The organism is Enterococcus sp. AZ163 (genome assembly GCF_050498925.1).
In the GTDB taxonomy this organism is placed as follows: Bacteria; Bacillota; Bacilli; order Lactobacillales; family Enterococcaceae; genus Enterococcus_A; species Enterococcus_A ferrettii.
This window is the reverse complement of sequence record NZ_JBIPAO010000002.1, coordinates 155,468-177,033: the sequence shown is the minus strand read 5'-3', so window position 1 is coordinate 177,033 and position 21,566 is coordinate 155,468. Positions and strand designations below refer to the sequence as shown.

22 protein-coding genes and 1 riboswitch are annotated in these 21,566 nt (G+C 39.1%); of the genes, 4 read left to right on the top strand and 18 right to left on the bottom strand.

What is annotated here, in order from left to right:
- Window positions 1–393: 393 nt before the first annotated feature.
- The 13 genes from IGI46_RS19295 to IGI46_RS19235 all read right to left on the bottom strand — a co-directional run bounded on the left by IGI46_RS19295 (window position 394) and on the right by IGI46_RS19235 (window position 12,715).
- A complete protein-coding gene (locus IGI46_RS19295; RefSeq protein WP_429965120.1) occupies window positions 394–1,323 on the bottom strand; it encodes an ABC transporter substrate-binding protein in 930 nt (309 codons plus the stop codon).
- Between the two features lie 13 nt (window positions 1,324–1,336).
- Window positions 1,337–2,125, bottom strand: a complete 789-nt coding sequence (locus IGI46_RS19290) for an ABC transporter ATP-binding protein (protein WP_429974073.1) — start codon at window positions 2,123–2,125, stop codon at window positions 1,337–1,339.
- Window positions 2,126–2,134: 9 nt separating this feature from the next.
- Window positions 2,135–3,217, bottom strand: a complete 1,083-nt coding sequence (locus tag IGI46_RS19285) for a FecCD family ABC transporter permease (protein WP_429965121.1) — start codon at window positions 3,215–3,217, stop codon at window positions 2,135–2,137.
- Between the two features lie 6 nt (window positions 3,218–3,223).
- The gene (locus IGI46_RS19280) at window positions 3,224–4,141 is read right to left on the bottom strand and encodes an urea transporter (protein WP_429965122.1); all 918 of its coding nucleotides are present in this window, start codon (window positions 4,139–4,141) and stop codon (window positions 3,224–3,226) included.
- A 10-nt stretch (window positions 4,142–4,151) separates the two neighbouring features.
- Complete coding sequence (locus IGI46_RS19275; RefSeq protein ID WP_429965123.1) at window positions 4,152–4,976, bottom strand: urease accessory protein UreD; 825 nt, start codon at window positions 4,974–4,976, stop codon at window positions 4,152–4,154.
- Window positions 4,977–4,978: 2 nt separating this feature from the next.
- Window positions 4,979–5,584, bottom strand: coding sequence for an urease accessory protein UreG (gene ureG, locus IGI46_RS19270; RefSeq protein ID WP_429965124.1), 606 nt, complete (start codon window positions 5,582–5,584; stop codon window positions 4,979–4,981).
- Window positions 5,585–5,604: 20 nt separating this feature from the next.
- Window positions 5,605–6,261, bottom strand: a complete 657-nt coding sequence (locus IGI46_RS19265) for an urease accessory protein UreF (protein ID WP_429974072.1) — start codon at window positions 6,259–6,261, stop codon at window positions 5,605–5,607.
- A 16-nt stretch (window positions 6,262–6,277) separates the two neighbouring features.
- Window positions 6,278–6,730, bottom strand: coding sequence for an urease accessory protein UreE (locus IGI46_RS19260; RefSeq protein ID WP_429965126.1), 453 nt, complete (start codon window positions 6,728–6,730; stop codon window positions 6,278–6,280).
- Window positions 6,731–6,741: 11 nt separating this feature from the next.
- Window positions 6,742–8,454, bottom strand: a complete 1,713-nt coding sequence (gene ureC / locus IGI46_RS19255) for an urease subunit alpha (RefSeq protein ID WP_429965127.1) — start codon at window positions 8,452–8,454, stop codon at window positions 6,742–6,744.
- Window positions 8,451–8,774: an urease subunit beta gene (locus IGI46_RS19250; RefSeq protein ID WP_429965128.1), complete on the bottom strand. Its 324-nt coding sequence runs from the start codon at window positions 8,772–8,774 to the stop codon at window positions 8,451–8,453. The genes ureC and IGI46_RS19250 overlap by 4 nt, the downstream gene beginning before the upstream one ends.
- A 102-nt stretch (window positions 8,775–8,876) precedes the next feature.
- On the bottom strand, window positions 8,877–9,179 hold the full coding sequence (locus tag IGI46_RS19245) for an urease subunit gamma (protein WP_207704538.1): 303 nt from the start codon (window positions 9,177–9,179) through the stop codon (window positions 8,877–8,879).
- Between the two features lie 295 nt (window positions 9,180–9,474).
- Window positions 9,475–10,971: a ribosomal protection-like ABC-F family protein gene (gene abc-f / locus IGI46_RS19240; protein ID WP_429965129.1), complete on the bottom strand. Its 1,497-nt coding sequence runs from the start codon at window positions 10,969–10,971 to the stop codon at window positions 9,475–9,477.
- Between the two features lie 1,057 nt (window positions 10,972–12,028).
- Window positions 12,029–12,715, bottom strand: a complete 687-nt coding sequence (locus IGI46_RS19235) for a hydrolase (protein WP_207704536.1) — start codon at window positions 12,713–12,715, stop codon at window positions 12,029–12,031.
- 365 nt (window positions 12,716–13,080) lie between these two features.
- Between IGI46_RS19235 and IGI46_RS19230 the strand changes: the two genes are divergently transcribed.
- Window positions 13,081–14,421: an AAA family ATPase gene (locus tag IGI46_RS19230; protein ID WP_429965130.1), complete on the top strand. Its 1,341-nt coding sequence runs from the start codon at window positions 13,081–13,083 to the stop codon at window positions 14,419–14,421.
- Between the two features lie 438 nt (window positions 14,422–14,859).
- Window positions 14,860–16,425 (top strand): helix-turn-helix domain-containing protein, encoded by a 1,566-nt coding sequence (locus IGI46_RS19225; protein ID WP_429965131.1) that lies wholly within the window; start codon window positions 14,860–14,862, stop codon window positions 16,423–16,425.
- 57 nt (window positions 16,426–16,482) lie between these two features.
- Here IGI46_RS19225 and IGI46_RS19220 read toward each other — a convergent pair whose 3' ends face one another.
- From IGI46_RS19220 to IGI46_RS19200, 5 genes are all read right to left on the bottom strand, one after another.
- Window positions 16,483–17,289 (bottom strand): sortase domain-containing protein, encoded by an 807-nt coding sequence (locus tag IGI46_RS19220; RefSeq protein ID WP_429965132.1) that lies wholly within the window; start codon window positions 17,287–17,289, stop codon window positions 16,483–16,485.
- Between the two features lie 388 nt (window positions 17,290–17,677).
- Window positions 17,678–18,295, bottom strand: a complete 618-nt coding sequence (locus IGI46_RS19215) for a uracil-DNA glycosylase family protein (RefSeq protein ID WP_429965133.1) — start codon at window positions 18,293–18,295, stop codon at window positions 17,678–17,680.
- Window positions 18,292–18,726, bottom strand: a complete 435-nt coding sequence (locus IGI46_RS19210; protein ID WP_429966068.1) for a WYL domain-containing protein — start codon at window positions 18,724–18,726, stop codon at window positions 18,292–18,294. The genes IGI46_RS19215 and IGI46_RS19210 overlap by 4 nt, the downstream gene beginning before the upstream one ends.
- Window positions 18,727–18,732: 6 nt before the next feature.
- Window positions 18,733–19,203: a helix-turn-helix transcriptional regulator gene (locus tag IGI46_RS19205; protein WP_429965134.1), complete on the bottom strand. Its 471-nt coding sequence runs from the start codon at window positions 19,201–19,203 to the stop codon at window positions 18,733–18,735.
- A 70-nt stretch (window positions 19,204–19,273) separates the two neighbouring features.
- Window positions 19,274–19,744: a TspO/MBR family protein gene (locus IGI46_RS19200; RefSeq protein WP_429966069.1), complete on the bottom strand. Its 471-nt coding sequence runs from the start codon at window positions 19,742–19,744 to the stop codon at window positions 19,274–19,276.
- Between the two features lie 163 nt (window positions 19,745–19,907).
- Between IGI46_RS19200 and IGI46_RS19195 the strand changes: the two genes are divergently transcribed.
- Both IGI46_RS19195 and thiD read left to right on the top strand, forming a co-directional pair.
- On the top strand, window positions 19,908–20,504 hold the full coding sequence (locus tag IGI46_RS19195; protein ID WP_429965135.1) for an ATP-dependent Clp protease proteolytic subunit: 597 nt from the start codon (window positions 19,908–19,910) through the stop codon (window positions 20,502–20,504).
- A gap of 79 nt (window positions 20,505–20,583) precedes the next feature.
- Window positions 20,584–20,681: riboswitch (TPP riboswitch) on the top strand.
- A gap of 62 nt (window positions 20,682–20,743) precedes the next feature.
- Window positions 20,744–21,544, top strand: a complete 801-nt coding sequence (thiD, locus tag IGI46_RS19190; protein ID WP_429965136.1) for a bifunctional hydroxymethylpyrimidine kinase/phosphomethylpyrimidine kinase — start codon at window positions 20,744–20,746, stop codon at window positions 21,542–21,544.
- The last annotated feature ends 22 nt before the right edge of the window (window positions 21,545–21,566 follow it).

Sequence of the window (21,566 nt, the reverse complement as noted above, 5' to 3'; positions counted from 1 at the left end):
TTCATGTTTTTATGCCACGAACCTGGTCGCTTGCTTGGTTCGGTTTTTTAGGATTATCTCATGCAAAAAACGTTAAGAAGCAGCATTTCCTAATTAAATGAGCTGGAGACTTCAGAGGATCCAATAAGGATTCAGAAATCTATAAGCCAAAGAAAGGCTCAAGTAGAACGAGTTCGTGCTTATCAGGGAGCTAAAAGAAAAAAAGGGTAAAAAGAAAAAGCGCTAAGTCCTGTCGTTTTGCCCCAGACTCAACGAATAGTCGCAAACAAGACTATCCTAAAACAGAGGCGCTAAGCGCGCAGCGCATCTGTTTTGGATAGCAATACCTAGATTGACTTACAGCTAAAAAATGATCGAAGAAGCTTAAATGCCTTCTTCGATCATTTAGTGACCTTATTTCTTTTGAAATCCAGCTGCTAATGTTTCAACAGTTTCTGCCAAACGTGGTCCTGGCAAAGCATTTTCAAGACTCATGGAAACAATACGATTATTTCTGACCGCATCTAACTGTGAGAGTGCTGGATCAGACTTGATAGCTGCAATTTTTTCATTGAGAGTCGGCTGATCATAGTCATGAACTAGAATAATATCTGGCTGTCGTTCTAAAACCTCTTCACTACTAACAGTGATCCAATCTTTCTCAGTTTGATCTTCAAACAAATTGACACCACCTGCTGCTTCAATGAGACGAGATTCATAATTGCTACCGCTGGCGGTGAATATCCCACTGTCTCCACTATCATAAACAAGGACTTTGGTGGGCTCCTTTGCCGCTGTATTGGCAACAGCTTGCAAACGGTCTTTTTGCTGCTGGATAAATGTAGCAGCTTGATCTTCTACATCAAAAATAGTACCGATATCTGTAATTTCTTGATAGACCTCATCAATAGTTTTAGCACTATTTTGGTAAACAGTGATATCATTTTCTTCCAGTTCGTCTAATGAAAGGCCTTCTGAGCCAAACTCCCAGTCAATACCATAAATAAAATCAGCACCACTTGATAAAACAGCTTCTCGCGTGGCCGAGCCATGTGTCAGTTCCGGGATTTTTTCATAGTCCTCTTTGTATTCTGACAAAGAACCGCGGCTGTGATTGTTTAAGGTATTGCCGATAATTTTATCAGCTAATCCCAGCTGACAAAAAAGTTCAGTGGTATTTGGCCCCATGGTAAGCACCTTTTCAGGAACTTCGTTAATCGTGATAGTGCGGCCATAATTAGTGATCACCAGCTGATTTTCATCAACAGCTGTTTGGTTAGCTTTCGAATCACTGCACCCAGAAATAGTTAATAGCAGCAAAATACTTAGCATAAATTTCTTCATAAAAGCCCCCTCTTTATATCTGACCTGGCGACCGACCATTTTTAGGTAAATAAGTAATGGTCGGCCGCTGCAATAGTGGATGAATTTTAATCTCAGCATGAACCTGAAAGACTTGTTGCAGCGTCTCTTTAGTTAGGACATCCCCTGGATTCCCGCTAGTTAAAATCTCCCCAGATTCCATGACATACAAATAATCACAATACATGGAAGCAATATTCAAATCATGAATCGCCGAAACAACTGTCAGCGGCAAACGACTTAACAGCTCAAAAATTTCCAGCTGATAATGAATATCCAAATGATTGGTCGGTTCGTCCAATAGCAACAAATCGGTGTTCTGTGCCAAAGCCCGTGCAATCAATACCCTCTGCTTTTCCCCACCAGATAAGTGCTGAAAATTTCGTTGTGCTAAATGAGTAATTCCCAACTGCTCCAAAGCTTCCGCTACTAACTGATAATCTTCAACAGTATCGTTATCAAAGAATCTTTTAGCAGGGTAGCGACCCATTTGAACAATTTCCTCCACCCGGAAATCAAAAGGTAATTCATTTTCCTGCCCAACCGCTGCCATCTTTTGAGCACTTTCTTTATAAGACATCACTCTTAACGGTGTTTCGTCTAAACGAATTTCACCGCTTTTCGGCTTTAATGCTCGATACACAGCTTTTAACAATGTCGATTTGCCACTGCCATTTGGTCCAATTATGCCGACGAATTGCTGGTGATGAGCTTTTAAATTTAAATTGCTTAAAACAGATTGATTTTCGTAACTGCAGCATAAATTCTCCACATGTAATTCCATCACAGTCTCCTAATGTTTTCGATTTTTCTTCAGTAATAAGATGAAAAATGGACCACCTAGAATAGAGGTTAAAATTCCCAATGGTAATTCTTCCGGCGCTAATATGGTTCGAGCCAGTACATCTGTCCAGACCACTAGAATACCACCGATTAAACTAGCTACTGGTAAAACCTTTCGGTGATCACCACCTACTAAAAGCCTTGCAAAATGTGGGCAAATTAACCCAATAAAACCAATTGTTCCACTAACAGCAATCGTCGTTCCTGCTAAAAGTGACGTGACAATTAGCAGGATTTTTTGAAAGGTACGAACCGAAATTCCTAGAGTTGCAGCTGTTTCCTCCCCCATTATCAATAGGTTTAATACACGATAATTTAAGGTTAAAAAAATCCCACAGGTTAGCATCACAATAGTTGGCAAACCTAAAAAACTCCATTTCGTATTAGCTAGACTACCCGACATCCAAAATTCAGCATTGTGCAATCCTAATGCATTAGGAGCGCTTAACACAATCACTTTTGTAATTCCTTGAAAGATCATTGCTACAACCACACCCGATAGCAAAAGCTGAGTAATCACAATTTTATTTTTTACGCGACTGAGTGCATAAACCAGTAACAAAGAGAATGCTGCGCCTAAAAAAGCCGATAAGGACAAAGCATACGTCCCTAAAAAGCTAAAAACTCCAAACAACATACCTAATGTCCCAAACATTTCTGCTCCTGAGGATACACCCAGTAAAAATGGATCGGCCAACTGATTACGTACTAAAGCCTGCATAGCGACCCCAGCAATTGCTAAAGCTGCTCCAACAACAAAACCCAACAGAACTCTAGGAAGCCGTAAATTCCAAACAATATTTTGTTGCAGCAAAGTACCACTAGATGGATAAAATCCTTGTGTAATATGATTAAGTACGATATCTGACGTAACATTTGCTGGTATATTAACCGCTCCTAATCCCGTAGCTGCCACGATGGAAATGATCGCAAGTATAATTAATAGAACCAAAAGCGGCCTTAGCCGCGGACGGCGGCGAACGCCTGCTTTGAACCAGGCTACTGATTGAGGAATATCAAAACGGTGGAGCATCTGCACTCACTTCCTTACCAACAATTTTTCGACAGTTAAGACAAACCAGGTGGCCAATACAAAAGAAAATGTCAAGACTGGCAGCCCAGCGATTCCTAATAATGTCGGTAGAGCAAAATCAAAACAAATGGTGAGTATTCCACCTGTTAAAATCATTAGCAAGATCCAGTGGGAATCCTTTTTTTCTAAAAATAAGTCCAAGGCTAAAAAGGTTAGAATACAATTATAGCTGTACAAGCCTAAAGACACAGTCTCCAAATTGCCACCTAGGATATACGCACCCATCAAGCTAAAACCAATTGCTCCAATTGTCAATGCTCCCCAGCGAACATTCGCAATAAAAATCGCTGCTAGGATCAAAAGAGAGCTGATGACATTGTCCAATAGGAAAATTTCCCCAACCCCTTTGATAAAGATATCGGGAAGAGTCAACATTCCTGTACTTGAAAGTGTCTGTGGCAAGCGGGCGGTTCGACTAGTAGTTATCCAGCGACTATTAAAACTGATTAGCAGGAATAACCAGGTGATCAAGATAAATGGGAAAGTTAAACCAGGCAGCCCTTGCTGCCTGAACAAATGATTGATGACCAAAGTCATCAAGACACACAGAACACTTCCAACTAGAGCAATTGGACAAGCAACCCATCCCTCAACAAAAGTTCCCGCTGCAATTCCAACCAAAACCGGACTAAAACCTATCAATCCCTTTTTAATTTGATCGTTTTCTACTTGTAATAAATGAGCAGTCAGATTAGCGAATAGACAGCTGCTTAAAGCCAAGGCTGCCAACTGAAAATCTGCTATTACTACTGCTAAGAAAATCATCGCCCCACTAACTGGATGTTCAATTAGTACTACTTGGGAAAAACTGGTCCATATTCCTTTCAACCATGAAACTTTTGTCTCTTCAGTCATTTCCACCATTAAATCCCTCCTAATACTTCCTAGTTTGCGGCAGCTTTTTTTTACAAAATGTTTGATTATAGTGTTGATAACAAGCTTGGATAACCGATTCCATTTCTTGTGTATCATTTCCCAAAACACGCAAACTGTATCCGTTAATCGGAAACAGCGACAAACCAAAATGTAAAGCAGGATAGACAATTGTTAACTCCTGATGAAGCTGAGTAATATATTCCTGATCAATCTCGGGATGAACTACTAGTAAGGAAGCTATTTTTTTTAACCCCTCCAGCATCCCTGCGCCTGCTAAATTTTGGCAGTCCGGCTGCAGCAACACCCGATCCATTACTGCCAAATGATTGTCCAAATAAATTTTTGTTAGCAAATTGACTTTTCGATAAGTAAAACCCCGTTCGGCAGAATCCCAGCCAGGTGTTACAATCTCTGAAGCAAAATAACGGGCATCATTAGCTAAATAAACCAATTGTTCCTGCTGATAGATACTTTTTTCGTAGGGAATGATGGGGTCAGGCAGATTGATTAACTCTCCTTTAGCCTTAACAGCAATTTGATTAAGCTGATACACGTGATCCTTAGGCGTTTGATAAACTTTTGTAGCCGATTGAGTGGTTAAATATAGGCTTGCCTCAGGTCCCACGTCTATAGTTAAGGAATATCGATCGCCATCTAAATAACCGCCTCCAGGATTCAGAACAAAATAAGTCACTTGCCCACTGTCATCTAAATACTGTGGACGCATCACCTTCAACGCTCCTTGATAAAAAATATGTCCTGGTACTGTCCGATTATCACGTTGTTTTACGGCTAGTTCCAATGTACCGGTCATTGTTTTCATAGCTACACTCCAATAAAAGCGTGCTTTTTCACCCAGTCAACGACTTCATTTAAGCCGGTACCATTCTGCAAATTAGTAAAGACAGTCGGCTTTTCCAAACGGTATTGCTTGGCATCGCTAGCCATAATTGATAAATCCGCATGCACAAATGGTGCTAAGTCAATTTTATTAATCAAAAAAAGATCTGATTTGATCATCCCTTGTCCGCCTTTACGAGGAATTTTCTCCCCTTGGGCTACGTCAATAATGTAAATCGACAAATCTACCAACTCTGGACTGAAGGTGGCTGCTAAATTATCGCCACCACTCTCCACAAAAATGATTTCTAAATTTGGGAAATGCTCCTCTAGCTCTTCAATTGCCGCTGTATTCATAGATGTATCCTCGCGAATCGCGGTATGAGGACAGCCGCCTGTTTCTACCCCGATAATCCGAGCCGGATCAAGAATTCCAGTATTGATCAGGTATTTCGCATCTTCTTTGGTGTAAATATCATTGGTAACAACGGCAATTTCCACCTTATCTTGCAGCTTGCGTACAATTTGTTCAATGAGAAAGGTTTTTCCAGCACCCACTGGTCCACCAACTCCTATTTTGATTGTGTCCATTATAGTCCTCCTAAATTTTTCTAAGACATGAAATTGCGGGCAAACAAAAACTCATGCTGCATTTGGGAAATTTCAATTCCCGGTGCAGTAGCACCAAAATGATCCAGCGGCATAGTAAGGATTGCTTCAGTCAGTTGAGGAATCTCCTGTGACACTGCATAAATAATTTTTTGTCCAGCTACTTGGCCAATCGGTACTCCCCGTACAGCATTTTGTACCAAGGTAATCGTAGTATTTAGTAGATACACAGACAAAGTTTCTGTAACCACAGCCTTCGAACAATAAGCTAGTAATCCAAAAACAATTGCTGGATGAGGTGCTAGCTGCTGCTCCCTTAATCGCAGCTGGTAATGCTTCAGCAAGGAGTCATCCATCAGACTATTACCAATATTTAAAAACTGCTGACCCATCTTTTTGTTAGCCTGTCGCATTTCACTGGGTAAAAGCAGTGCATTCAATTCAACATTAACCGCTAAAACCTCTGTCAAACTTTTCTTCTCCAAAGCTTCAAAAACAATACGAATAGCTAACCCATCAGTGGATAAAATTTGGTTGTTGAGAAACTGCTTCAGCCATAACTCAAAGGCTTCCGCATTTTTAATTCGATTCTGCTGTAAATAGGTTTCAAAGCCATAAGAATGACTAAACGAACCAATCGGAAAATTGGAATCGTTCATTTGGAAGAGAAACAGGTTAGTGATCATGGCTATGTCCGATGTGTCGGAATGGATGTGGCATTTTTACGTGTTTGCGCTCAAAGCTCATACTTTTGTGTCCCAGCAGGTGCTCGATTAGATAATCGTATTGCACCACCATTGTGTCGTCGATAAACTGAGCAGGCAAGTGCCGATTGCCTAATTCATGGGCAATGACACCCATCTCATGGATGGCGTTCGGTTTGATCACTAAAACATCCTCTGGTAAGACATCCACTACCACTAAGGTATCCTCCGTTTCGGCCAAAATATCACCCACATGCAGGTGCTTTCCAGGTGCCAAACGTACACTTACTTCACCATTTTTTGCTGTATTCAAATGATGTACCCGCTTAGCTAGTGCTTCATTTTCTATTGCTATCCAGTCTTTGGTTTTACTTTCAGCTGCTGGATAGCTGTTGATGTTACCGATGATTTCTTTTACGATCATAGAATCACTCCTTAGAATAGGAAATATTTTTGTGCTAACGGCAAGACTTCGGCTGCTTCGCTAGTCACCACTTGACCATTTACGGTCACTTCATAGGTTTGTGGATCAACAGTAATTTCAGGCGTTTCACCATTAAATTTCATATCTTTTTTTGTCAGCTTTCGTATCCCCTTAACAGGTAAGGTTTCTTTTTTTAGCTGATATTTTTCTTTAATATTCTTCTCTTGGGCGGCTTGGGAGACAAAGGTAAAAGAGCTTTTCTCTAAAGCCGTACCCAAACTGCCAAACATTTCCCGGTAAAAAACAGGTTGCGGCGTTGGAATTGAGGCATTAGGATCGCCCATTTGTGCTACTGCAATCATCCCGTTTTTCAAAATTTTGCTAGGTTTTACTCCAAAAAAGGCCGGATCCCACAAGACTAGATCAGCAATTTTTCCGACTTCTACTGAGCCGACATAATCAGCAATCCCATGAGTAATTGCTGGATTAATCGTATATTTGGCAATATAGCGTTTTACTCTAAAATTATCGTTGCCTTCAGCATCTTCTGTCATTGGTCCTCGTTGCTTTTTCATTTTATCGGCGGTTTGCCAAGTACGGGTCACCACTTCACCGACCCGACCCATCGCCTGAGAATCAGAACTCATCATGCTGAAAATTCCCATATCATGCAGCACGTCTTCAGCAGCAATTGTTTCTTTACGTATCCGCGAATCAGCAAAGGCTAAATCTTCAGGAATATCGGGATTCAGATGATGGCACACCATCAGCATGTCCAGATGTTCATCAACCGTGTTGACAGTATAAGGCATAGTTGGATTGGTAGAAGAGGGCAATACATTTGGCTGACTGGCAATCTTGATGATGTCCGGTGCATGTCCCCCACCGGCCCCTTCCGTATGATAGGTGTGAATTACCCGATTACCGAAAGCTTCAATCGTCCGTTCCACAAAACCTGTTTCGTTTAAAGTATCCGTGTGAATTGCTACTTGGACATCATATTTGTCAGCTACTTCCAAAGAATGTTGAATCGCTGAGAAAGTCGTCCCCCAGTCTTCGTGAATCTTCAATCCGATCGCGCCAGCTTCAATTTGTTCAGCTAGTGGTGCTTCAATCGCTGCCTGACCTTTACCTAAAAAACCTAGATTGACTGGCAAACCATCGGCTGCCTGCAGCATCCGCTCCAAATTCCAGGCACCCGGAGTAACCGTCGTGGCATTGGTTCCTTCTGCTGGTCCGGTTCCACCACCAATCATGGTAGTTACACCACTATGCAAAGCCGAATCAACTTGCTGAGGAGAAATAAAATGAATATGAGTATCTATTCCACCAGCTGTTAAAATTTTATTTTCTCCGGCTATTATTTCGGTTGCTGCGCCAATTGGAATAGCAACATTATCCATGATGAATGAATTACCAGCTTTGCCAATCGCTGAAATTTTTCCATCCTTAATAGCAACGTCAGCTTTAATAACGCCACTGTAATCAACAATCGTTGCATTAGTAATTACCAGATCAGGCGCTCCACCATCACGAGTGATTAACGGATCCATCCCCATGCCTTCACGAATGACCTTGCCACCGCCAAAGACTACTTCTTCACCGTATGTAGTGTAGTCCTTTTCAATTTCAATAAATAAATCTGTGTCTGCTAAACGCACTTTATCGCCGACCGTTGGTCCATATAATTCTGCATATTGTTTACGCGATATTTCTAAACTCATTTAATTCCCTCCTTATCCAATGGACCATTCGTCTTTGCATTCAAGCCGTAAACTTCCCGCTTACCTGCTAGCGCCACTAACTCGACAGTCTTCTCATCCTGAGGTTCAAAACGAACTGCGACTCCTGCCGGAATGTTTAAGCGAAAACTATAGGCCGCTTCGCGATCAAATCGCAGTGCACTATTCACTTCAAAAAAATGATAATGGGAACCAATTTGTACTGGACGATCCCCAGTATTTGTTACGGCAATCTGCTTGGTTTCACGGCCAATATTGCATTGAATCGGTTCAGTACCAACAATAATTTCTCCGGGTTTCATGAACATCCTCCTCGATTTTTAACTGAACTTACTAAAATTAATCATTTGTTTATCTGAAACTTCGACGTCCTAGCCTTGTTTCTCTTAATACAGAAAAAGGAGCTAGCGAATTGGATTATGGACTGTAACCAACTTTGTCCCATCTGGAAAGGTAGCCTCTACCTGGATATCATGAATCATCTCAGGAATTCCTTCCATGACGTCCTCTACTGATAAAATCGTGGCACCATAAGTCATTAATTCTGCAACACTTTTCCCATCACGAGCCCCCTCCATTACTTCATAAGTAATCAAAGCGATCGATTCCGGGTGATTCAACTTCAACCCTCGACTTTTTCTGCGGCGAGCTACGTCGGCAGCAACCACAATCATCAATTTTTCTTGTTCTCGCGCTACTAAATTCATCTAGTTCCTCCTTGATTACAATTTTGGAAATATTCTGTAAATTTAAAATGAGTTTATCATTAAATTCTCATTTAATCTAGTATCCGCCAAGATGTAATGTGACGTTTTCTGACATACACTTTTAAAACAACGATCGCCACTGATCTTTTACAGAATGTATCTCTCATAAAATGGAAGGAACATCGTTTTTCCGAACACAAGATGTGACTATTGATTACATCCCTATGATTAACTGCAAACTAAAAAAGCCGCTTCATTGAAGAAACGACTTTCTTTTTCATAATAATTTTACCGGTCACAATTCTAACCTTTTAGTACTAACTGCCTCAATAAAATGCTGGTCATGTTCAATCACCAGTATAGTTGGGTGAATCCGCTGCAGCAATTGAATAATCTGCTGTTGATTAAAGACATCTAAATAATTCAGAGGTTCATCCCAAAGATAAATATCTGATGGCTGAGAAAGCGATTTGGCCAACTCAACCTTTTTTCGCTGCCCCATGCTCATCTGCTCAATTCGATTTTCAAAGACATTACGTTCCATTCCCAACTTATGGAGATTATTTAAAAACATTGGATAATCTAGCCCTTCTTGTAATGCAAAATCTGTTAAAGTGCCTTGATTGTCTTCGTATTTTTGTCGCACGTAACTAATAGTCAAGCCCTTAGGTATAAAAACTTTGCCAAAACACTCACCGGTAAATGTCCCCAATAAAGCTTGTACTAAAGCACTTTTTCCACTACCATTCGTGCCAGTGACTGCCAAACAATCGCCATGATTCAACTCAAAACAAACATTCTCAAAAAGAAGATGCTCATCATAAGCTAGCCGTAGATTTTCTACTTGAATCAACCGACGACGATGACTAGGTTGCCAATTCATCGCAAGACCGTCTACTGTTTCAATATTCTTCAGCAACTGCTCCTTTTCACTGATTTGAGTTTCTACACGTTGTAAAATTGCCTTGGACCTTTTCATCATTCGGGCAGCATCCGCGCCGATTGCTCCAGGACTTACCCGACGATATTCTGTATCAATGAACCCTTTAGATTTGTTCAGTTTATCGGTTTCACGCGAAGCAGACCAAGCTGCTTTTTCCCTAGCGGTTTGCTGCAGACGAGCAATTTCTTTTTTCAGCTTAATATTTTGTGCCTGCTCAAAAGCATCTTTTTGCGCCTTTTGTTCTTCATAAATGGAAAAATTCCCCTGATATAGTATCAGTTGGCTTTTCTCAATTGCTAAAATATGATCAACCGTTTCATCCAAAAACTGCCGATCATGACTAACCAAAATATAGCCCTGCTTCTTTTTCCGTAAATACTTTGCTACCTGTTGACGCCCTAAAATATCTAAATGATTGGTCGGCTCATCAATAAGTGGAAAGCAATGTTCCTCGGCGAACAGCATCGCTAGCAGAACTTTGGTTTGCTCCCCACCAGATAAAGATTGAAACGGCCGCCACAATACTGCTGGATCACAGGCCAATAAGTTCAACTCTCGTTCCAATTGCCAAATTTCAAAATCCCTCTGCTCCAACAGTGCATAATAAGTCAGCTGGCTCGGATCAGCGATACTCAAAGGAAAATAAACAAAATTCATTGTGTGATTAATCGTACCTCGGTAGGGTAATTGATTTTGCAACAATTTCAATAAAGTGGTCTTGCCACGTCCATTACGGCCGACTAATCCTAGCTTCCATTGCTCATCAACAATCAGCTGTACATCATCAAATAAAAGAGTACCTAACTGATCGTAACCGAATGTAACGTGATTCATTATTATATTACTCATATGGATAACACCTCGCAGCGACTTCTTCCCAGAAGTCAAAAAAAACCGTCAGTTCTTTTCGACAACTGGCGGTTGAGCTGATCCACAATAAATAGAACCGAAAATTCGCAGCAAACATTTGCTACAAAGATCGTCTTAAAAGGATTCCCTCTTTACTACATTCACCAATTGTTCGAAAATCTGCACACTGCTCCCTTGGTCAATCCACGGTACAGTCTGAATGCAGCTTCTACTTTATTTGGTGAAATTACGCATCGGGATCCCTCACTTTCTGTACTTTCACTATAACAAGAAATCATTTACCGGTCAAAAAAATTTTCGCTAATTTGTACCTATCATTTATAATCCAAAGTTGATTCATGTATGGTAAATACCTCAGTCGAAAGAAGAGTTTTTCGTCTAATAATACTTGAATAGATGAAACATCTTAGAAAAATAACTTCTAAATGAAAAACAGCCATCACTATTACGGATAAGTACCTAGTAAAAAAATTAGAAAATGTATGCCAAAACGAGATACTTCCGCTAACGAGAAACAGTAAAAGAACGGATACTCCCTCATTTCAATCTGCTACCTTTGGAATTGATACCCAGTTTAACTATGCTATTTTTCAAATAACTATGAAACGGTTATTAAAAGTACTATCATTTAAGAAACTTATTCTATGGGCAATGACTCTTGGAAATCGCTTGGAAGCTAAAACTGATCTTCCAAAGCTCTCAATCCATACAATTCATCCAAAATTTATTGAACGATAAAAAAGCAGAAAAAGCGAGCGACTATTTAAAAACTTTTAAAGAACTTTTCACACCACGAGTTTAATAGGTACTTTATCAACGAATTTAAAATAACTAAAAAATGTGTAATCTAAAAAACAGAAAGTTTAAAACTGGAAAAATAAACGAAAAATGAGAAAAATAACACACAAGAAACACCACTAAATAAGCAAGAAACTTTTTAAAGACTTTTAAAACACTTCGGATAAAAAGCATTTACTCTTAAAAATAAAACAAAAAAGACACCTAGACTCAAGGCGTCTTTTTGTAAACAGCTGCTTTATAACTTTCGATATTGTTCCATTTTTTCTTGGAAATATTTTTCAGTTTTGCCATAAGTTGTATAAGTAATTGCATTCGCCCCTGCTTCAATAGTGGATAAAATTTGCTCATCGTTTTGACCACCCGAAGCAATAATAGGAAATTCAGGAAATTGTTCACGAACCCAGCGAACAAGATTGGTCGTTTCTTTTCCACCAGCCACATTAAAGATATCAACTCCGTTGTCAATCAGCTCCTGCAGGTTGCGTTTGTCGTTGACCACTGTATAAATAATGGGAATATCCACTGTTTCATTTACAATGCCAATTGTATCCAAGTCACAGGGACCATTCAGAACTACGCCAAAAGCTCCATGTTCCTCTGCGAATGATCCTAAACGTGAAGAGCGATTGCCTGAAGTTAGTCCACCACCAATACCAGCTAAAATCGGAACTTGAGAAACAGTAGAGATGGCTGACAAGATTCGGGTATTGGGTGTCCAAGGGTATACAGCCAATATAGCATCTGCATCATTGTTGGCAATAACCGCAACATCCATAGAATAAATGATACTTTTGATAAGCTTGCCATAGATTTGGATACCCGAGGCTTTTTTTATCACCTTAGGCATTTTAATAATACTTTGTCTAAGTTCAGAATATAATTCAGGAATAAATTGTTCAGTACCGTTATCTTGTTTTTCCATAGGAGACTCCCCCATTCGACTAATTTGTTCGTGCAAAAAATTAAAAACAATGACTTGCTAAAAGCAGCAGGACTCAACATTTAGCTAATAATTCAAGTTTACAACCAAATTTGCAGTCAAACGTTCGACTTGGTTACAACTTTACTCTCTCTTTTGGCAAAATGTTATTCTTTTTGTGCGTAACTTTGGTCTTCTTTTCTTAACAATAATATAAGGATTACCAGATGTCAAAGAGCAGTTAACTCTTACTATAAATGGTCTTTTTATTGAAAAATTTACAAAACCAGTTTTACTAAGATAGCTGCCGATTATAGAACATTTTAGTGTATACTTGAATTAATAATAGAAAAGTTTGGAGTGAGCCGATGTTACTTGAATTTGAAAATATTGCCAAAATAAAACAGGCCACGATTGAACTGACAGACCTTACGGTAATAACCGGTGTCAACAACTCGGGAAAAGGTACGGTAAGTAAGATACTGTACGCTCTTTTAACTGGAATTAACCTCTATCAAGGAAACTATTTGTTTGCTTTAAAATACACAGTAATCATGGAAGAATTGGAGAATTTGGAGCGTTGGGTAGAAAAAGATACCTTTCCCTCAGTAAACGCACTTCGGCGGGAGGTCCAGACTGTCCTTTACCAGGTTGAGCACAATCAACACGGAGTAGATCACAAAGAGATTTTTGCTGAAGATACTAAATTAACTGAGCAAATTACTGATCTTTTAAGCAATATTCAACGAAAAATGTCGACAAAAGTTCGTTGGCCTAACCGACAACAGATTGCGGCTATTATAAAAACTATTTTTCAGCAACAAAACCGTGATTATTTGGATGAAAAGACTGTGGCTGCTTTATTTGATCGATTGCTGCGTCAAGAATTTTCCAATTACATCATTAGTGATTCTTCTTTAAACAAATCAGCGCTTCTCTCTCTTCAAGAGGAAGATGATCATCTGATTCTACCTTATAAAAGCAATCGACTGGACAATTTTCAGTGTCAATTTCAACTAACACATACCTATAAAGAAGCCATTTGTCTGGATGATCCCGATTTGTTGGATAATTTAGCACTTGCAACGGATGAACAATTTTTTGGCAAGGCACCTTCCGAGAAGCTCCAGCAGGCTAACGAAGCTTCTCATCGAAAACGGCTGATTAAACAAATTATGCAACGCCAGCCTAAAGAAAACTATCTGCGAGATAAAAAAATTATAGCTATTTTTTCTGAAGTATTAAATGGGCAACTAGTACGCAAACGAGACGGCTACTATTTTTTTCAAAAAAATTCGTTAAAAGGCGTTCCGTTCAATTCGTTATCCTCTGGAACGAAAATTTTTGCGCTCTTGCAGTTGATTGTGTTAAACGGGATCGCAGCTGATAGTAGTTGTCTGATTTTTGTTGAACCAGAAACTCATCTTCATCCTCAATGGCAGGTAAAACTAGCAGAATTATTGGTTCGCATAACGACCGTTTATTCGGTTAAGGTACTAATTACCTCCCGCAGTCCCTATATTATTGAAGCGTTGGATATTTTCTCAACCCAGGAGTCAATCGGTACCAAATTTTACAACACCTCGCCGGATAAACGAGATGCAAATGCCAGCCTGATTGTCGATACGACTGACAATTTAGAAGCAATTTACGATGAAATGTATCAGCCACTCATCTATTTAGAACAATTAAGAGCAAAGCTTAACTGAAGTTTGTAACTTCAGTAAGTTTTGCTTTTTCTGCCTGCTTTAACACACACTACTGTTAACCTACCGCGCGAGATTCGTAATCGAAGAGATAAATACCTCATCTAAAACATCCTTTCTAATCTTTTACCTCTATTGTATTAGCCAACTTCTGATTATCTTGTGGTTATTTATTTAATTAAATGATCTACATTCATAATTTCTGTTCAAATCACTTGTCACATAACTATTTTATGGCTAAAATTAAGTAACAAATCATTGTCATATGATTATAAGTCTAGTTTTAAACTATTCTTTTTAAAGCATTAGTACTTATTTATATCTATACGTTTTTTTATCATTGGAATTTTCTCATAATTTTTTTGTGATTTAGATGAATTAAAGATTAAAAAAGGGTAAAATACTAATGAACACTAACACCGTTAAGAAAGGAAAAATCCTATGAAAGCTTTGTTAAGCACCGCAATCTATCGTAAGATAACCTTGCTGGAATTTTTGGATAATTTTTCTACTTGGTGCCCTACGAAAGACGTAACAAATTTTTTAGACTGTTCGGCAAAAACCCTGCTGAGTGATATTGATTACATTAATGAATTTTGGGGTGAATATGTATATGTTGAGTATTCAAAATTTCAAGGAATCCGTCTAAATAACCTCGCATCCAACAAGATGGCCAATGTTTACAGCACTATCTTTCAAGAGTGCGATGAATTTCAATTTATTGAAAAATTGCTATACGCACCTGATGAAGATGCAGAATACTGGATTAATGAACTATTTATGAGTGAAGCTTCATTCTATAGAATGGTGAATGCGGTGGAGATTTTTCTCGAAAAGCGTGGATTAATTTTGGAACGTGGACCCTTTCGTGTGACCGCGCCAGATGAACGCTGGGTGCGTGTTTTTTATCAACAATATTATACTGAGGCATATGGTATTAATGAATGGCCTTTTGAGATCAACCAACAAGATACATTTTGCTATGTTATGCGGGCGTCAACAGACTTTGATGTCTCTTTAGATGATCAAGAAGTTCAGGATGCCTCGTTTCTCTTAATGGTTACCTTAATTCGTATGAGCCAAGGCTTTGCTTTATCTGATGAGGTATACAGTGAACCTGATGATACAATTGATAAAGTCATTGAATACAGCGAAGAGATAGTAGCCCATTTAGTGGAAGGTACGCCCTACTCATTGACTGACAGCTGGTACAAGGAAGTTGCCCGGACAGTTTTCCATGAATTTTACAGTTGGGATAACGAAGAGCAAATTATTCGCATTCATAAAAAACTTAATACCTTTTTAGACAAAATGGTTAAAGCCGTTGATTTTCCTCTATTGGAAGAGGATCGGAATAAAATTATCCAGCAAATGATGATTTGGTACGTTCAATACAATTTTTATCCCTTTAAAAGAATCATTTTATACGATAAACAACGACGTTTCGCTCACGGAGTTCATCACATGTATCCAGTCTTTTCCACATTGGTGACACTCTATTTGGAAGACATTGATAAGCGCAACCCGACACTTTGGATCAATGTTCGCTTGCATGATGTAGTAGCTCTTTTGATGCGAGAATGGAGCCAGCTGCCAATTCAATTAGAAAAAATGCGCAAGCAGGTTTCTGTGATTATCGTCAGCAATCTCGGAAGAAAACATGCAGAGATGATGCGGAATTTCTTGCACGCACAGTACGGAGAAAAACTGGGGTTAAATATTTTTGAATTCACGGTTCTTTTCTCCACTCCTGAGGATTTCGAGTCGCTGAACGATTATGATTTAGTTATTAGCAACAATCCAATTGAAAATTATCAAAAGAACAATTGCCTGATCGTCAATAATTTCATTTCGGCCTCAGACCGCGATACTATTGAAAATAGTATTTTGGATATTCAACAAAGAGCTTCATTGGATTTCATTCGCGACATTGGTTACTCCTACTTAAGAAGGGCAAAACAAATTTACTCTTATCCATATATTCCCTCTCAAAAGCAATTAAACTAAAAAAAGACGCGATGACCGTTCCATCTATCATGGGATTGATCATTGCGTCATTTATTTTTATGCAGCAAAGACGATTAAGTTCTGGAAATCATTGATACAGGTTTGTAAGGTTAGTCGTTCGCCCCCACCTGTTCCAGTAATTTGATCCCAATAGTCATTGCCATCTACCCCGTAGGCACTATCATCGACTGTTACAATATTTTGGACTGTATAAGTACTGATTTGGCCAGATGCATCAGATACTTCGATGGTTGAACCAACACCTAATGAAAACAAGGCATTGAATGCACCTGGGTTATGACCGATAATATGAGTATTCATTCCGTCGTTTCCTGATTGTACAGGCGAACCACCCCAAGTAGCGGCTGTGCTGTGATCGGCATCGATTACTGCTTGGCCTGAGCCTTGTCCTGCATTGCTGTAAGAAATATACGAACCGGCAATTTGCAGCATATTAGGCTGTAATTGTGATACTGGTTCAGAAGTGTCCTCCATTACATCTGATTGTTCAACAGCGGCTGCCTCTACAGATGATGGAGCTGGTGTTGGTGCTTCAACGATTGGTGTTTCAGTTATTGCAAGTTCCTCACTTGGTTCAGCTATTTCTGAAGCTACTGTACTTTCAGAGCTTGCTTGAGTCTTCTCAGTTGCTTTCGTTTCTTCTGACGTGGAGCTTTTTTCTTCTCCTGCTTCTTTTTCTGATGATTGTTCTGATTTATTGTCATTTTCAGCTTTCACAGTAGTTGAAGAGGTACTGGTTTGGGCCGAAATTTCTGCTACCGGGCTCTGAAATATAACCAAATTTCCGAACAAAGTTAATGACGTGACTGCTGCAATTACAGCTACTGTTTTTTGTATAGTCATTTTATGCCCCTCCTTTTAAAGTCTAAGGTATCTCTCCTTGTGCTTTAATCATAAGGGGTAAAGCCTAAAATTGAAAAAGAGCTGTTTCTTAGATAACGCCCCCAAAACAACAAATCATTAAAAAAGATTGATTTAAAAGCGTTTATTATATTTTTGCATAATTTATTGTAAAAAAGAAAAAAGTGATTGAGCATTATAGAAAGTTTTTTAATTACCAACAATTTGTTTTTTTATAAAAATTGTGAAGTGCAAGTCAATTTTCTTGCGTTTTTTTAAATTAACGGATTACAGGAACAATTTTTAAAATATTGTGAAAAATAACACTATTTTGCTTTTAAGACAGACAATGCGTAATTGATTCGTTTGACACGTCAATTAATCCTTTTACTTATAGTCTGATGATTCTCAACATTTTTCTAATCTCTTCTGCTGACATCCTGCTCTTGGACTTTTCAATCTTCAAATTCTTGCCAGTTAAAATATAGGCCGCTAGAATACGCAGGTTTTGATAATACCATTCACTGTGGCGCAGCTTATATGTTGAACCACTAGGTAATGCATTTTTCTTAGTGGCTGCTTTAGCAATTTTATTGAATGCTTTTCGAGCCACATCTCCCATTAGCATAACTACCTCTAAATTCGGAAACAACTCAAGCTCAGTTTTTAAAATTGGTAAAAAGTAATCAATGGTTTCATTTGGAATAACAGTAGAGCCTTTAGGCATCTTAACAGTGTTAGTGATGTAAATACCTAAGTCCAAAATATCATCCATAGTTTGGATTGAGACATCGGCCTGCTCAAAGATCGCTAAAGTCGTCTGTAAATATTCTGGTTTGTCTTCCAGACTATAAAAGTCCTCCATTGGGCTGCTTGCTACTACCTCGTTAATCATAATCACCCGAATTTTTTGCGGATCAATGGTCTGTTTAGGCAAATACGTTAATATTTCTTCGGCATCTTTAGGATAATGCTTCTTTACAAAAGTAATTAATGTCTCCATCTTCATTTATTCCTCCTTAATTGCTTATAAGCCTTTTGGTGTTCGGCTGTGACTGCTTCTTTCAATTCAACTGGGTGGATTTCTTGCAATTCTGAACCTAAAGACAGGCAAAATGAAATTAACCATTCATCAATCGGCAATTTTGTCTCTACCTGTACCGCATATCCGATCGTTTGAACAGCTTCTCTGCCAAAAATGTCTACCAAGCGATGCTTGACTGCTTGAGATGTTGTTAGTTTTACTAAAATTCGCTCGCTGAAACTTCGTTGAATCTGATTAAAATGCTTTTCAATAGAAGCATTTGACTTAAAAGTTTCTTTTGATTGCTCCAACTCCAAAATACGAGACAGACGAAATAGCCTGACGTCAGCCTTGCAGCGGCAAAATCCCAACACATACCATTGATTTTCCTGAAACACTAATTTTTGGGGTTCGATCCGCCGTCACCCTTCTTCCCCTTGACTATTAAGGTAATTAATTGCTAAAACCTGATGTTCCAATATGGCCTTTTTAATTTGATTGAAGAGCTCTGCTTCCTGAGCAGGATCGACTCCCCAGCGAGAAAAATTTACTAGTAAAGGCTCGGCTGCTTCTTTTCGCAAGCTGGTCAGTTTTTCTTGTAAGCTGTCAATTTCCACAAAACCTGTTGCAGCCAAACTACTGAGGGCCACAATCAATTCACTCTGCTCTGTCTGAGTAAAAAATGTTCGATCCAACACAAAATCTTCCATCAAAGCAACTCCACCGTTTCGACCAGTAGTCGTATACAAAGGAACACCTGCTTGACTTAGCTGATCCAGATCGCGATAAATTGTCCGTAAGGAAACACCAAATTTTCCAGCTAGATGCACAGCTGTTGTTTTGCGCTGACGCAAAAGATAAAACAATAAATGAATCATCCGATTTGTTTTCATAAGTGATCACCTATTTTATTGTATCAAAAAACCCTGACAATAATTGTCAGGGTTTAAGCTTTTGTGAAAATTAATTCAAAATAAGAATTCCGTAGTTTAAAAACATCGCAAATGTTACCCAAAGGAAATAGGGTCCCATTAACCACATGGCAACTGGTCGGTGACGCAAATAAAACAGTTGCTGAATAATTAATAAAATCCATAATGCTGTAATGTCAATTACAGAAAGCAGATTGTTTTGTACTGCGAAAAATAGTGGCGACCATAAAAAGTTTAGGATAAACTGAACCACGAACAATGGAATCATGGTACGGCGCTCTTCTTTTACGGGATGTGTCCAAATTAGGTAAAATGTAATCCCCATCAAAATGTATAAAATAGTCCAGACTGGACCAAACAACCAACCTGGAGGAGCAAATGATGGCAATTCCAATTGTTGGTAATAACTTTGTGCGTTCGTTGTAAAAAGACCAGAAAGTAAGCCTAACAAGGTTACACCAATCGTACACACCCAAAAGCGAAAGTCCTTCAAAATGTTCATCATAGATCTTCCCTCCTTCCATAAACCCACTCTACCACGATTCATTTTATCAAGCGATAAATACGCTCAAAGACTGATTTTTCTTGCATTTAGGAGGTCTGTTTCACTCTTTTTTATTACATGTGTTATAATTGAGGTTAACTAAATGAAAGCAGGTGTCTGAATGTTCTACTTAGATGAAAATGAAGATAATGAAAATAAAACCAATGAAATTCCAGATGTGTACCGTAAAAAATTACTTGATCAGCGGACTGTTTTAATCTATGGTGAAATTACGCAAGAATTAGCAAAAGATATTACTTCACAATTGTTGCTGCTGTCAGCATTGAATGATGATCCGATTACGATTTACGTTAACAGCCCTGGTGGCCATGTAGAATCTGGGGACACGATTCATGATGTCATCAAATTTATTGAACCAACCGTTAATATGATTGGAACTGGATGGGTAGCAAGTGCCGGCATTACGATTTTCTTAGCAGCTGAAAAAGAAAATCGCTACAGTTTGCCAAACACTCGTTACATGATTCACCAGCCCGCTGGTGGCGTTAGTGGACAAACAACTGAAATTCAAATCGAGGCCAAGGAAATTATCCGTACGAGAGAACGGATTAACCGCTTAATCGCGGAAGCAACTGGACAAACGGTCGAGAAGGTTCAGCAAGACACGGATCGCAACTTCTGGATGTCTGTTGATGAAGCAAAAGACTACGGTATCGTCGGAAAAATCATTTCTACTTCTGAAGAAATCGGCAAATAAGAGCTTGTTCTACTGCTCCTTTTGTTATACCATTAGATAAGTTGTATTAGAATTGTGCAGCTGTGACGATTAACTGAATATTTTTTTGCGGGGGGACGCTTAGCGTTGAGAAGGTAAAACCTGACCCTTAGAACCTGTTGGTTAACACCGTCGGAGGGAAGCAAGTCTAAGATAAAATTGATGGGCGTCCCCTTTTTTAAGGTGACGCCCTTTTTACGCGTAAAGGAGGAAGTTTTTAGATGAAAAAAGCATTAACTATCGCCGGCTCAGATTGCAGCGGCGGTGCTGGGATTCAAGCCGATTTGAAAACCTTTTCGGCCCATGGAGTATTTGGCATGTCAGTGGTCACCTCCGTGGTTGCTGAAAATACCGTTCGGGTGATTTCCTATCAGGATATCACACCACAAATTATTCAAGAACAAGTTGATGCCGTTTTTGAAGATATCAAACCTGATGCAGTCAAAATCGGTATGCTCTCTACTGTAGAAACAATGCAAGCTGTCGCAGCTAGTTTAAAAAAGTGGCAACCGGAAAAAGTCGTCTTAGATCCAGTTATGTATGCAAAAAACGGCTGTGCTCTAATGGACCCTACTTCAATTGATACTTTGATTGAAGCAGTTCTGCCTTTGGCTAACTTAATAACACCAAATATTCCAGAAGCAGAAAAAATCAGCGGTCTTTCCATCCAGTCTTTAGAAGATATGGAAATTGCTGCAAAAAAAATCTATGACTTATGTGGTGCCGCAACTCTGGTTAAAGGTGGACACAAAGTCGGCAAAGCCACCGATGTTTTATATGCTGGTCAAGGATTTTCTCAATACACTAGCGAACGGATTGATACCAAAAATACTCACGGCACTGGCTGTACCTTCTCTTCTGCTATTGCGTCACAATTAGCTCTTGGAATAGAACTGGATGAAGCTGTTGCCAAAGCCAAAAGCTACGTAACTACAGCAATTCGCTATTCATTACCGTTAGGCAATGGACACGGACCCACCAATCATTTTTACGATTTGTATCAATCTGGACTAAAAGAATAAGTACCACGCTTAATCCTAACCC

What these genes read in the sequence shown, in the direction of transcription:
- IGI46_RS19295 (WP_429965120.1), bottom strand. Translation starts at nt 1,323, where the DNA reads ATGAAGAAATTTATGCTAAGTATTTTGCTGCTATTAACTATTTCTGGG.
- IGI46_RS19290 (WP_429974073.1), bottom strand. Translation starts at nt 2,125, where the DNA reads ATGGAATTACATGTGGAGAATTTATGCTGCAGTTACGAAAATCAATCT.
- IGI46_RS19285 (WP_429965121.1), bottom strand. Translation starts at nt 3,217, where the DNA reads ATGCTCCACCGTTTTGATATTCCTCAATCAGTAGCCTGGTTCAAAGCA.
- IGI46_RS19280 (WP_429965122.1), bottom strand. Translation starts at nt 4,141, where the DNA reads ATGGTGGAAATGACTGAAGAGACAAAAGTTTCATGGTTGAAAGGAATA.
- IGI46_RS19275 (WP_429965123.1), bottom strand. Translation starts at nt 4,976, where the DNA reads ATGAAAACAATGACCGGTACATTGGAACTAGCCGTAAAACAACGTGAT.
- ureG (WP_429965124.1), bottom strand. Translation starts at nt 5,584, where the DNA reads ATGGACACAATCAAAATAGGAGTTGGTGGACCAGTGGGTGCTGGAAAA.
- IGI46_RS19265 (WP_429974072.1), bottom strand. Translation starts at nt 6,261, where the DNA reads ATGAACGATTCCAATTTTCCGATTGGTTCGTTTAGTCATTCTTATGGC.
- IGI46_RS19260 (WP_429965126.1), bottom strand. Translation starts at nt 6,730, where the DNA reads ATGATCGTAAAAGAAATCATCGGTAACATCAACAGCTATCCAGCAGCT.
- ureC (WP_429965127.1), bottom strand. Translation starts at nt 8,454, where the DNA reads ATGAGTTTAGAAATATCGCGTAAACAATATGCAGAATTATATGGACCA.
- IGI46_RS19250 (WP_429965128.1), bottom strand. Translation starts at nt 8,774, where the DNA reads ATGAAACCCGGAGAAATTATTGTTGGTACTGAACCGATTCAATGCAAT.
- IGI46_RS19245 (WP_207704538.1), bottom strand. Translation starts at nt 9,179, where the DNA reads ATGAATTTAGTAGCGCGAGAACAAGAAAAATTGATGATTGTGGTTGCT.
- abc-f (WP_429965129.1), bottom strand. Translation starts at nt 10,971, where the DNA reads ATGAGTAATATAATAATGAATCACGTTACATTCGGTTACGATCAGTTA.
- IGI46_RS19235 (WP_207704536.1), bottom strand. Translation starts at nt 12,715, where the DNA reads ATGGAAAAACAAGATAACGGTACTGAACAATTTATTCCTGAATTATAT.
- IGI46_RS19230 (WP_429965130.1), top strand. Translation starts at nt 13,081, where the DNA reads ATGTTACTTGAATTTGAAAATATTGCCAAAATAAAACAGGCCACGATT.
- IGI46_RS19225 (WP_429965131.1), top strand. Translation starts at nt 14,860, where the DNA reads ATGAAAGCTTTGTTAAGCACCGCAATCTATCGTAAGATAACCTTGCTG.
- IGI46_RS19220 (WP_429965132.1), bottom strand. Translation starts at nt 17,289, where the DNA reads ATGACTATACAAAAAACAGTAGCTGTAATTGCAGCAGTCACGTCATTA.
- IGI46_RS19215 (WP_429965133.1), bottom strand. Translation starts at nt 18,295, where the DNA reads ATGAAGATGGAGACATTAATTACTTTTGTAAAGAAGCATTATCCTAAA.
- IGI46_RS19205 (WP_429965134.1), bottom strand. Translation starts at nt 19,203, where the DNA reads ATGAAAACAAATCGGATGATTCATTTATTGTTTTATCTTTTGCGTCAG.
- IGI46_RS19200 (WP_429966069.1), bottom strand. Translation starts at nt 19,744, where the DNA reads ATGAACATTTTGAAGGACTTTCGCTTTTGGGTGTGTACGATTGGTGTA.
- IGI46_RS19195 (WP_429965135.1), top strand. Translation starts at nt 19,908, where the DNA reads ATGTTCTACTTAGATGAAAATGAAGATAATGAAAATAAAACCAATGAA.
- thiD (WP_429965136.1), top strand. Translation starts at nt 20,744, where the DNA reads ATGAAAAAAGCATTAACTATCGCCGGCTCAGATTGCAGCGGCGGTGCT.